The sequence below is a fragment of the Nocardia sp. GTS18 genome (assembly GCF_013839555.1).
GTDB lineage: Bacteria > Actinomycetota > Actinomycetes > Mycobacteriales > Mycobacteriaceae > Nocardia > Nocardia rosealba.
On sequence record NZ_JACBIU010000002.1, the window covers coordinates 337821 to 349782 of the forward strand.

Here is an 11962-nt window from a genome sequence, read left to right on the forward strand (position 1 = left end):
CGCGGCCTCGCGTCGCGCCGGTCACTCAGTCCGACAGGCGGTCGAGCAAGGCGTCGGCGGCGGCTCGCACCGAATCCATCGCACCCTGGTGACCGACGATGCGCACGATCGCGTCCGGGATGACGCGCTCGGCCTCCTCGCCCGCGGCCCCTTCGTCGGACCTGATCGCGATCACCGTCTCCACCAGCCGGAACGGCAGAATCCGCGCGTCGTCGGATTGCCCTGCCGCAGCACAGGATTCGGCGGCGAGCCGTTCGTAGTGTTCGCGCAGTTCGTCGCGGCGGCGGCGGAAGGCGACGAAACGTTCGGTGCGCAGTTCCGGCAGCAGGTAGAGAGCGCCCAGATTCCAGCGCGCGCCGCGCAATTGGCGCACATCGAACAGGGCGAGCGCGTAGAGCTTGGCCGTGGCGTCCTCGGGCTCGACGTGTAGTTTTTGCGCGAATTCCACCGGGCCCGCGACGGTTTCGGCGAGCAGCGCGTCGAGGATGTCGTCCTTGGCCGCGAAGTGGTGATACAGCGAGGCCTGCCGGATGCCGACCGCGTCGGCGACCGCGCGGGTGGAGGTGTTGGCATACCCCTTGGTGGTGAACAGCTCCGCCGCGGCGTCGAGGATTTCCGCGCGCGGCGTCGTCCCGCGCCGACGACGCTGTTCCAGCCGGGGACGCCCGGGGCCAAGGTTTGCCACGTCCCCGATTGTGTCACCGGTGCGTCACAAGTCCCGCAATGGGCACCTCACCAGGTGCGATGCGGGAACGTTCAATTTCTGTCATTCGACAGAAACGTAGGCAACACAGAAGTTACGGCACGCCTCGGAGTCGATACACGCACGACACCGTTCGAGCGATCGCGAGCGCAAAACTATCGACTGATAGATATTGGCCGCACCGCCGAAGGACTCCGATATGGCCACGACGCTCGCCACCCAAGCCCCGCCCGACGCCGCGCGCGACGGCGCCGACCTCGCCCAGTTCGGCTACGAACCCGTCCTGCACCGAAAGCTCGGGCGCTACGCGTCCTTCGCTGCGGGATTCTCGTTCGTCTCCATCCTCACCACCATCTTCCAGTTCTTCGGTTTCGGTTATTCGTTCGGCGGTGCCGCGTTCTTCTGGACGTGGCCGCTGGTTTTCGCCGGGCAGTTCCTCGTCGCCCTGAACTTCGCCGAGCTCGCCGCGCGGTATCCGATCTCGGGCTGTATCTATCAGTGGTCGCGCCGGTTGGCCGGTGGTCTCGTCGGCTGGTTCGCCGGCTGGATGATGGTGATCGCCCAGGTGGTCACCGCGGCGGCGGCCGCCATCGCCCTGCAGGTGGTGCTGCCCACGATCTGGAGCGGCTTCCAGATCATCGGCTCCGACACCGCGCTCACCTCACGCGACGGGGCGATGAACGCGGTGCTGCTGGGCAGCGCGCTGCTGGTGGTCACCACCACCATCAATGTGATCGGGATCGATCTGATGGCGCGGATCAACTCGATCGGGGTCACCATCGAGATCGTCGGTGTGCTCGCCATCATCGGGCTGTTCTTCGCGGGCTCCGAACGCGGTCCGGACGTGGTGTTGCAGACCGATCAGGCCGCACCTGGTCCGTTCTGGGCGGCGTTCCTGATCTCGGGCCTGATGGCGGCGTACGTGATGGTCGGATTCGATTCCGCCGGTGAGCTTTCCGAGGAAACGAAGAACCCGCGCCGGGTCGCACCGCGCACGATTCTGCTCGCGCTGTCGGTGTCGGCGCTCGGCGGTGGACTCATGCTGCTGGGCGCGCTGATGGCGGCGCCGAGCCTCACCGACGGCGAATTGGCTTCCGGCGGACTGGCTTACGTCATCATGGCCAAGCTCGACAGCCCCGCCGGGTCGGTGCTGCTCGGCTGTGTCGCGGTGGCGGTGATCGTGTGCACGCTCGCGATTCAGACGGCCGGGTCGCGGTTGATGTTCTCGATGGCACGTGACGGCAAGTTGCCCTTCTCGAAGGCGCTGTCCACCGTGCACCCTCGTTTCGGTACGCCGGTGTGGCCCGCGGTGGTGATCGGCGCGCTCGGCATCAGCCTGCTGGTGCTGAACCTGGGCAACCCGGCCATCTTCGCCACCCTGGCCAGCGTCTGCATCGTGAGCCTGTATCTGGCGTATCTGCTGGTCACGGTGCCGCTGTTGGTGCGGCGGATCAAGGGCTTGCCCGCGCCCGAGGACAAGACACTGTTCACCCTCGGCCGCTGGGGCATTCCGATCAACGCGCTCGCGGTGGCCTGGGGCATCGCGATGGTGATCAACCTGGCCTGGCCGCGCCCCGAGGTGTACACGCCTGCGGGTGGTAGCTGGTGGCAGTTGTGGGCCGGGCCGCTGTCGGTCGCCGTGATCCTCACCGTCGGCGCGGTGGTGTACCGGATGGTCGTCACCAAATCCGAGGCGGTCGAACCGGTGATCGCGCCTGCTCCCGCCTGAGCCCGTGGATCAAGATCATCACGCTCCGGTGGCGGCATCGCCCGTGACGCAAACGCCACCAGAGCGTGGTGATCAACCGACCAGCATCTCAGCCCGGGATTGCCTGGCACCCGCCACAACCCGGTCGCTGCGGTGCAGAGGTCAACGAATCACCCAGTCGATCAATCGTTTGCCGAGAAGTCTCGGCCTGCATGTACCGAGGAGATCCTGATGACGGCTACCCCATCCGCAGACGCCGCGCGGGCTCAGGACACCACGCCCACACCCGCCCATACCGAGGAAGTCGCGATAGCGACCGGATCCACCGACGGCGCGCGGGCCCACGCGCGGGCCCAGGCTGCGACGGCCACGATTGCCCGTCCGGAGATACCGGCGGGCGTCGAACCTACTCTGGCGCTGCGAATTCCGTCCGGTGGCTATGCGAATGTCGTCCTCGGCCGCGGAACCAGGGTTCGCTTGTCCGACCCCTCCGGGGCCGCGTGTGCGCATCTGTTCCTGCTGCGCGCCGAATCGCCTTGGGAGCGCTTGAATGTCGCCGACACCGTGAAGGTCCCGTGGCAGGCGTATCTGGGTGCCGGTCACCCGATGTTGTCGGATCAGGGGCGCGTGCTTGCCACCGTGCTCACCGACACCTCCGGGCACCACGACACCCTGTGCGGTCCGACCGGCGAAGCCCGCCACCAGCTGCATCTGGCCGCGGCCAAGCAGGGGCTCGAGCCGCGCGATGTCGGACCGTCGATCGCCTTGTTCCGTGGGGTTCGGGTGGGGGCCGACGGTGCCCTCGCGGCGACCGGCAACGGTCCGGCGGGCGGGGCGATCGACCTGTTCGTTCATCTTCCGGTGACCCTGCTCGTCGCCAATGCGGCCCACCCGCTCGACGATCGCCCCACCGGCGACCTCGATCTGATCGTCTGGCCCGCAGGCACTTTCGAGGTACCCAACGACGACCCGGAGTACCGCCGGGCCGTGGAGAACACCGAGGCCGCGTGGGCGGCCGCACAACACACGGAGATTCCGGCATGACAACGACCACCCGCACCGTCGTCCTGGACGAAACTGTTCCGGCGCAGGCGCCGTGGTCGGCGATCGTCCGGGCGGGCGAACGACTCGAGATCATCGACCTGCACGGCAACCAGGCCGTCGACTGTCTGCTGTACTCGGCTGCCGACCACACCGACCGCTACAGCGCCCAGGCCACCATCGCCGCCCAGCGCAATATCTTCCTCACCACCGGCAGTGTGCTGCGCACCGAACGTGGTACCGCGCTGATGACCGTGGTCGCCGACGAGGTCGGTAATCACGACACCATCGCAGGCGCCTGCTCCCAGGAATCCAACACCCTCCGCTACGGCCACCACACCCGCCACCAGCACGCCTGTGTGGAGAACTTCCTCACCGCCGCCCTCGAATGGGGGCTCGGCAAGCGGGACCTGGTGTCCAACATCAACTGGTTCATGAATGTGCCGGTGGAGGCGGACGGCACGCTCGGCATCGTCGACGGGTTGTCGGCGCCGGGCAAGAAGGTGACCTTGCGCGCGGAGATCGACACCTTGGTCCTGGTTTCCAACTGCCCCCAGATCAACAATCCGTGCAACGGTTTCGACCCCACGCCCGTCCGCATGGTGGTGACCCGATGAGCCGCACCCTCACAGATTCCAGTGTCACCGCGGCCCCGACCGAAGCCATCTTTCCGACCACGGGTGCCGATGCCGTCCAGGTCGCGAAGTCGGCGTCGGACACCGGCACCGCAGACCAGGAGCCGTCCGTCCAGCGACGGATCGAGGTCGTCCGGCCCGGAATGCAGACCACTGTGCAGGACTGGCCCGGGCGAATCGGCTACTGGCACATCGGGGTTCCGCCCTCTGGGCCGATGGACGATCTCTCGTTCCGGCTCGGTAACCGGGTGCTCGGCAACGCCGAGGGGGCGGCCGGGCTGGAATGCACGCTCGGTGGGCCCGCGTTGCGGTTCGGTGCGGCGACGTGGGTGTGTGTCACCGGTGCGGTCGCCGACGTGCGGGTGGACGGTCGTCCGGTCGAGCAATGGCGCACGGTCGAGGTGCCCGCCGGTGGCGTGCTCGACATCGGGCCGATCCGTGGGCCCGGCATGCGCACCTATGTGCTGGTTTCCGGCGGTATCCAGGTCGAGCAGTTCCTCGGTAGCGCGGCGACGTTCACCCTCGGCAAGTTCGGCGGTGGCACCGGGGCAGCCCTGCGCACCGACGATTCCCTCGTGCTGGGCGAGCCGACGACCCGCCTCGCCCCCGCCGTCCCCATGACCGACATCCCCGCCTTCGGCAGGCGCTGGGAACTGGCAGTCACGGAAGGTCCGCACGGCGCACCGGAGTTCTTCACCCGCAAGGACTTCGACACCATTCTCGGCACCGACTACGAGGTGCACTTCAACTCCGACCGCACCGGTGTACGCCTGATCGGCCCGAAACCGGAGTGGGCGCGCACCGACGGCGGCGAAGCGGGGCTGCACCCGTCGAACATCCACGACAACGCCTACTCGATCGGCGCGCTCGACTTCACCGGCGACACCCCCATCCTCCTCGGACCCGACGGACCGAGCCTCGGCGGTTTCGTCTGCCCGGTGACCGTGGTCGCCGCCGACCGCTGGAAACTCGGCCAGCTCACACCGGGCGACACCGTTCGTTTCGTGGCGATTCGCTCCGAGCACGCCGCTCCCGCAAGGTCATTGGGACCGCTGCGGCGCGCGTCGATGAGCGCGGTCGTCTCGGCGGGACGCGACGGCGACGACGGCGTCCTGCGCCGCACCGAAGCCGACGACGAGACCAGCGTCACCTACCGCCGCCAGGGCGACGACGGCGTCCTCGTCGAATACGGCACCCTCACCCTCGATCTGGGCCTACGTGCCCGCGTGCACGCCCTACACCAGCACCTCATCGCTCTCGGCGCCCTCGGTGTCCTCGAGCTCACCCCCGGCATCCGCTCGCTGCAGATCCGCGTCGACCCAGCCCTGCTTCCCATCCCGATGCTCCTCGACCTGCTCACCGAAGCCGAAGCGCAACTGCCGAATTCGGATCGACTCGTCGTCCCGAGCCGCACCGTCCACCTCCCACTCTCCTGGGACGACCCGGCCACCCGCGAAGCGATCACCCGCTACATGCACGGTGTCCGCGCCGACGCCCCCTGGTGCCCGTGGAACATCGAGTTCATCCGCCGCATGAACGGTCTCGCCTCCGTCGACGACGTGTACCGCACCGTCTTCGACGCCGAGTACCTGGTGCTCGGCCTTGGCGACGTCTACCTCGGCGCCCCTGTCGCCACCCCCACCGATCCCCGCCACCGCCTGGTCACCACCAAATACAACCCCGCCCGCACCTGGACCCCCGAAAACGCCGTCGGCATCGGCGGCGCCTACCTGTGCGTCTACGGCATGGAAGGCCCCGGCGGCTACCAGTTCGTCGGCCGAACCACCCAGGTCTGGAACCACCGGGCAAGACCGTCCGGTACGGCCGGACCCGGCGTCGACCGGTTCGCCGAGGAAGCCGAAACACCATGGCTGCTCCGGTATTTCGACCGCATTCGCTGGCATCCCGTGGAAGCGGACGAGTTGCTCGACCTGCGCGCCGACTTCGCTGCGGGGAAGGTGGCGATCACCGCGCAGGACGGAGAATTCCGCCTCGCCGACTACCGGCGCTTTCTCGCCGACAACGCCGACTCGATCGCGACATTCCGGTCCACCCAGGCCGAGGCGTTCGACGCCGAACGCCAATCCTGGCGCACCACAGGCGAACTCTCCGACTGAGGTTGCGTTCAGAGCCCGTACTTGCGGACGAAATCCTCGGTGACGTCGATGACAGGAAACCCGTGATCGGTCGCTTTGATATCGGTGGCGGTTTCCTCGATCAGCCGCTCGGGCTCAGCGGGCAGATGGCGCCACCGTGCTCGCGGGTCGGCTTGTTCGGCAGGCTTGCTGGTCATCGTCCCTCCCGGGTCCTTACGTTCAGGATACGTCGGCAGCCTCCGTTGTCGATGTCGCTGACGGATCGGTCGCATCGCGGAGGATGCGGAGGCCGGTGACCAGGCCGTGGAGTCACTTGTAGCCGACGCCGGTGACTGACGGCACGGTGGAGGTGGCGCCGTTCGTTCGCTACCGTGGGTGCCTGATTTGTCCGAGGGGAGATCGGGAGCGGACATGACGATGGTCGAGGTCGATTCAGCGCGCCTGCGTTCGGAGATCGCCGCCTTCTACGCCGGATTCGGCGTGCCGAACGCACTGACGGCGGCGTTCGACGCGTCGACGCTGCTGGTGCCCCTGTTCGGCCCCGAAGATCGGGTCTTCACGATGGAGTCCGGCGGGGTTGCGTGGTTGTGCGCATTCACGGGTGTGCCGGAGTACGCGCGGTTCATGAGTGCCCGCGGTGTGGTCGCGGATCAGGAGTACCGGTTCCACACCTTCTTGGGTCGACGTCTGCGTGAGTTCGCCGAGGGGCAGCAGGAGCCGACCGGTGTGGCGGTCGACATGTCGGGTGCGGCGCCGATGGTATTCCCGCCGGTCGTGACGGAGGAACCAGCGGCTGATGGTGGGCGTCGCTGATGTCGGATCTGAATGTCGATCCGGCCCTGCTCACCCAGGCCGCGAACGGAATCAACACCATCATCAGCGAGCTCAAAGAACTCGGTATCGAGGAGACCGCCGCGGCAGGTCGCGGGTTCGCGGAGCTGACGATGTCGGCGATGGAGGCAGGTAAGGCGAATGTACAAGCCTCCTTCGAAACGTTCGCCGAACGCTGGTCGTGGGGTGTACGGGCGTTGGTGCAGTCGGGTAATGCCATCGCCGAAATTCTCGACTTGTCCGCAGGTCGTTACCACCTGATCGACGACCAGGTCTCTACCTCGTTCAAGCAGATGTTCACCCACCTCGCGGGGAATCCGCATCTGAGCAAAGCGGAGATCGAGGCGATGGACTGGGGCGAGGTGTTGTCGAACAACACCTGGAATCTCGCCACCCAAGCCGACTACAGCGCGGATTCTTTCGGCAAAGCGTTCTCGCATATGGGTGACAACGTCTCGACGTTGGGGCAGGTGGGCGAGTACCTGGTGTCCGGTGACACGCCTGATCAGAGCGGTTTGGGCAGCATGTTCCTGCCGGATACCGGTGTCGCGGCCAAGGTCGCGGAAATTCAGCAAGCAAAGCAATCCGCCGGGGGGCAGTAGCAATGGGTATCGGCGATTTCATCAATGATCTCGGTGACTCCATCGAAGAGGGTCTCGAGTCCGCCACCGAAAAGGTAGGTCAGGCCTACAACTCTGCGTTGGACACGTGGTCGGGCGCGGCGAAAGCGGTTGGTGCGGACGGGTTGTCGCAGTGGCTCGACGACGCGGGCGACAAGATCGTCGACGCCACTGGTGGCGCGGTACCGGAGAAGGAGCTCGGCGAAACCACCGATCCGAAAGAGCTGATCCGCGGTGAGCCTGCCAAGATCCGAGAGGTTGCCGAACAACTCGGTCAGATCGGTACGGCGATAGACCAAACCGGTGACGCTCTCCGAAAGATCGATGTCTCCGACTGGACCGGTGACGCATCCACGGCATTCCACGAGGAATTCGCCAAGCAGCCGAAGCTGTGGTGGGACGGCGCGGATGCGATGGGCAAGGCCAAGGGCGCCCTGGATGCCTGGGTGCACGAGGTCGAGGCCGCGCAGACCAAAGCCGCCGAGGCGATCGCGAAATGGCAAGCCGCCGACAACGAGGAACGCGACCGCAAAAACGAGTGGAACGCCAAGTCCGACGAGGATCGCAAGGACAAGAGCCTGACCGATACGTGGACCGCGATGCGCGACGAGGCACGTTCCATTCTCAACGGCGCTCGTACACAACGGGACAATGCGGCGAACGCCGCCGTCACGGCGATTACCGCCGCCACGGAGACCGCGCCGGAAGAGCCGCCTTTCCTGTCTCGTTGGGGAAGCAATTTCGAAGACCTCGGCGCGATGATGGAGCACGCACAGGCAAATATCACGACCGGGCTGCTGACCTCGCTGACCGGCCTGGTGCAATTCGTGCGGTCGATCAATCCGTTGGATCTGTACAACGCGACGCACCCCGCCGAGTACATGTCGAAGATGTCGGACATGAGCACGGGGATGATCCTCGCGGCCGCAGACCCGAAAGCGACTGCCTCCGCGATGCTCGCCGGGTTCAAGGCGAATCCGACCGAGGCGTTGGGAGCCCTCACCGGCGATGCCCTGACGACCCTCGCGACGGGTGGCGCCGGCGGCGCCGCGAAGCTGACGGCCAGCACCGTGAACCGGGTCACCGATGTGGCTGACGCGGGCAACACCGCACGCAATGTCCTCGACAACGCCGCCGGCGCAGGCGGGCGAAACGCACCCGAGGCGCCATCCGCACCTGCTCAGTCGGTTGCCGATCCCCCGGACAATCCCTCCGCACCGGCAACGAACCTCGCGGCCACTGTCGGCGATCCACCGGCAGCCAACCCGCCCGCCACGCCCGAAGCTCCCGCCGCGAACCCGGCAGGCACCTCTCCGGACGCGCCACCGACCAACCCAGCCGCGCAAGCGGGCGACCCGGCCCCCACCAACCCCGACGGGCAATCGGGCGAGCCTGCTGTGGTGAACCCCGCTGACAACCCGTCGACCCTCACCGGCGATTCCACACCCGACAACAATGGCCCCGAGAGCGGGAAGCCGGAATCCCCGGCCTCGGCGTCACCGGACAACGATTCCTCCGAAAACGGGGCACCGAACACCAACACCACCGACGAATCCCTTTCGGGAAAACCAACTCCCGATTCCGAGGGTTCGGCGCCGGACCCCGAATCCGCGCCCGCCGCGTCACCGGACGGCGATTCCACGCCCACCAACGGCGACGCGACCGACCAGGACGGTGACAGGGCACCGGAGGCCAACCGCCCCGGTCACCCCGACGGCGACTCATCCGGAGACACAGACCCGGGTAGTCACAGCGACACAACAGACCAGCAGAACAACAACACCGACCCGAGAGTTCGTTCAGACCAAGACAATGGCGGTGCCGGTGAGCCCAGCGCGGGTAACACCGCGCAAGAGGACGGACCGGCCAGCAACAGTACCGACGAACAAACGCCCAAGGTCGGAGACCCGGTCAACCCCGCGACCGGCGAATTCCTCCTTCCACTTACCGACCTCGATCTGCCCGGCGTCCTTCGGTTGGTGTTGAAACGCGCCCACCATTCCAACTACCGCTTCGGCCGCTGGTTCGGCCCTTCTTGGTCGGCCACCTTGGACATGCGGGTGGTCGTCGAAGAGGATTGCGTCACGGTCGTATTCGAAGACGGCATGTTGTTGCCTTACCCGCATGCCGAGGTCGGTGTCGGTGTCGAACCGATCACCGGTGGTCAACGCTGGAAACTCACTCGCACCGAAGCCGGTGGCTATCGGTTGTGGGATCCGGATCGGGAACTGGTGTGGCATTTCGCTCCCGAGCCCGTGCTCGGCGGCATCGATACGCTCCTCGGCAATTTCGCGATCTCCGCGATCACCGACCGTCACCACAACCGAGTCAGATTCCACTACAACAGTAATGGAGACCCGACCGAGGTCACCTCCTCCGGTGGCTACCGAGTACTTCTGGATACAGCCAACGGTCGCATCAACTCGATCACCGTGGCGGGCGAAGTCGACGGGATCGAAACGTTCACCCGTGTACGCGAATTTGGCTATGACAACGGTGAACTGACTGCGGAAACCAACGGAGTCGGCGGAACCATCCGCTACACCTACGACGAACACCACCGCATGCTGTCGTGGACGGACTCCAACGGCAGCTGGGTCGTCAACATCTACGACGACGCAGGCCGCGTCATCACCCAGCGCGGCGCCGACGGTGTGTTCAACGCGGATTACGAATACCTCGAACTCGGTGACGGCACGGGTCGTCTCACCCGGCTCACCGACTCACGTGGAGGCGTCACAGGCTACGGATTCGACAACGACCTACGCCTGCGAGACTTCCGCGCTGCCGACGGCGGGCGCCGTCATATCGACTACAACACCGCCCGTAAACCACTGAAGGTCACCGAACCCGACGGTGCGATCACCCGCTACGAGTACACGGCCGACGGCGACGTAGCCAGAATCGTCCGCCCGGACGGCACCGACATCACCGTCGAATACGCCTACGCCAACCGTCCCACCGCCATAACCCAGCCCGACGGCACAACCGTGCATCGAGAGTGGGACAAGGCGGGCAATCTCGTCGCCGTCACCGATGCCGCAGGCGCACGCACCGAATACGCCCACCATCCCTGTGGTGCGGTCAGCGAAGTCCGCGATCCGGACGGCGCTGTCACCCGGATCGAAGTCGACGCCGCAGGCTTGCCGATCACCGTCACCGACCCGTACGGCGCGACCACGGAAATCCGCCGCGACACCTTCGGCCGACCCGTCCGGGTCACCGACCCGTTGGGGCAGACCACCCACTACGAATGGACCGCCTCAGGCCGCCCCGCCCGGCGGATCGACCCCGACGGCTTCGCCGAAACCTGGACCTACGACGGCGAGAACAATCTCCTCACCCACACCGACCGCAACGGCGGCGTCACTCGCTACACCTACGGCGGCTTCGACAAAGTCTCCACCCGCACCGACCCCGACGGCTCGACCACCCGCTACCTCTACAACACCGAACGCCAGCTCATCGCCGTCATCAACCCGCTCGGCCAACGCTGGACCTACGAATACGACCTCGCGGGCAGGCTGATCGCCGAAACCGACTACACCGGCGCCACCACCACATACACCCACACCATCACGGGCCGCGTCGCGACGGTCACGCCCGCCACCGGGGTCACCCGCCACCACCGCTACGACATCCTCGGCAACCTGACGTCTATCACCGCCGACACCGGCGAATTCCTCTCCTACACCCACGACCCCGCGGGCCGCGTCCTCACCGCCGTCAACGGCACCGACGAAACCGTCACCCACACACTGCGATTCACCTACACCCCCACCGGTCAGGTCGCCACTCAACAACTCGACGACCAACCACCGCTGGTCAACGACTACGACCACCGCGGCCGCCGCATCCGCCGCACCACTCCCACCGGCTCCGTCACCACCTGGCGCCACAACACCCTCGGCCAGGTCACCGCCCTCCACGCCGACGACACCGAAATCTCGTTCAACCACGACCCCGCAGGCCGTCTCACCGGCTGGCGCGTGGGCGAAGTCCAAATCGACCGAACCTTCACCCCCACCGGCAATATCGCCACCCAACAAGTCACCGGCTTCCCCGCCGAAGAATTCACCCTCGACCTCGGCGACTTCGGCCCTTCGACCGCAAATCGCCCCGCCCCCTTCACCATCCGCCGCGACGACTACACCTACCGCCCCGACGGCTACCTCACCCACCACACCACCACCCGCCCCGACACACCTCCCACCCACGCCACCTACACCCTCGACCCCATCGGCCGGGTCAACACCATCACCCGCAACAACACCCTCACCGAAGCCTACGAATACGACCCCCTCTCCAACATCACCGCCAGCCTCCCC

9 protein-coding genes are annotated in these 11962 nt (G+C 66.5%); 7 read left to right on the forward strand and 2 right to left on the reverse strand.

The annotated features are described in order from the left end of the window. Positions 1–25: 25 nt before the first annotated feature. Positions 26–685, reverse strand: a complete 660-nt coding sequence (locus HYG95_RS04750) for a TetR/AcrR family transcriptional regulator (RefSeq protein ID WP_181696756.1) — start codon at positions 683–685, stop codon at positions 26–28. 217 nt (positions 686–902) lie between these two features. On the opposite strand from HYG95_RS04750, the gene HYG95_RS04755 reads away from it, so the two are divergent. The 4 genes from HYG95_RS04755 (at position 903) to HYG95_RS04770 (ending at position 6204) form a co-directional block, all read left to right on the forward strand. Then, positions 903–2432, forward strand: coding sequence for an amino acid permease (locus HYG95_RS04755; protein ID WP_181696757.1), 1530 nt, complete (start codon positions 903–905; stop codon positions 2430–2432). A gap of 288 nt (positions 2433–2720) precedes the next feature. Further along, complete coding sequence (locus tag HYG95_RS04760; RefSeq protein ID WP_181696804.1) at positions 2721–3455, forward strand: DUF1989 domain-containing protein; 735 nt, start codon at positions 2721–2723, stop codon at positions 3453–3455. Next, positions 3452–4069: an urea amidolyase associated protein UAAP2 gene (locus tag HYG95_RS04765; protein ID WP_181696758.1), complete on the forward strand. Its 618-nt coding sequence runs from the start codon at positions 3452–3454 to the stop codon at positions 4067–4069. Before HYG95_RS04760 ends, HYG95_RS04765 begins: the two co-directional genes overlap by 4 nt. 161 nt (positions 4070–4230) lie before the next feature. Further along, positions 4231–6204 carry a 5-oxoprolinase/urea amidolyase family protein gene (locus tag HYG95_RS04770; protein ID WP_370465681.1) on the forward strand — a complete coding sequence of 658 codons (1974 nt, stop codon included), beginning with the start codon at positions 4231–4233 and terminating at the stop codon, positions 6202–6204. A gap of 8 nt (positions 6205–6212) precedes the next feature. Here HYG95_RS04770 and HYG95_RS04775 read toward each other — a convergent pair whose 3' ends face one another. Continuing rightward, entirely contained in the window at positions 6213–6380 is a 168-nt protein-coding gene (locus HYG95_RS04775; protein WP_181696760.1) for a hypothetical protein, read from the reverse strand. Positions 6381–6594: 214 nt separating this feature from the next. Between HYG95_RS04775 and HYG95_RS04780 the strand changes: the two genes are divergently transcribed. The 3 genes from HYG95_RS04780 to HYG95_RS04790 form a co-directional block, all read left to right on the forward strand. Further along, positions 6595–6996: a hypothetical protein gene (locus HYG95_RS04780; RefSeq protein WP_255494974.1), complete on the forward strand. Its 402-nt coding sequence runs from the start codon at positions 6595–6597 to the stop codon at positions 6994–6996. Further along, entirely contained in the window at positions 6996–7616 is a 621-nt protein-coding gene (locus tag HYG95_RS04785) for a hypothetical protein (RefSeq protein WP_181696761.1), read from the forward strand. The genes HYG95_RS04780 and HYG95_RS04785 overlap by 1 nt, the downstream gene beginning before the upstream one ends. A 2-nt stretch (positions 7617–7618) precedes the next feature. Continuing rightward, positions 7619–11962, forward strand: a 4344-nt coding sequence (locus HYG95_RS04790) for a putative T7SS-secreted protein (RefSeq protein WP_181696762.1), incomplete at its 3' end; no start/stop codon positions are given.

Bases quoted from the DNA above. Each gene is read 5' to 3' on its own strand.
- HYG95_RS04755 (WP_181696757.1), top strand. From the start codon at position 903: ATGGCCACGACGCTCGCCACCCAAGCCCCGCCCGACGCCGCGCGCGAC.
- HYG95_RS04765 (WP_181696758.1), top strand. From the start codon at position 3,452: ATGACAACGACCACCCGCACCGTCGTCCTGGACGAAACTGTTCCGGCG.
- HYG95_RS04770 (WP_370465681.1), top strand. From the start codon at position 4,231: ATGCAGACCACTGTGCAGGACTGGCCCGGGCGAATCGGCTACTGGCAC.
- HYG95_RS04775 (WP_181696760.1), bottom strand. From the start codon at position 6,380: ATGACCAGCAAGCCTGCCGAACAAGCCGACCCGCGAGCACGGTGGCGC.
- HYG95_RS04780 (WP_255494974.1), top strand. From the start codon at position 6,595: ATGACGATGGTCGAGGTCGATTCAGCGCGCCTGCGTTCGGAGATCGCC.
- HYG95_RS04785 (WP_181696761.1), top strand. From the start codon at position 6,996: ATGTCGGATCTGAATGTCGATCCGGCCCTGCTCACCCAGGCCGCGAAC.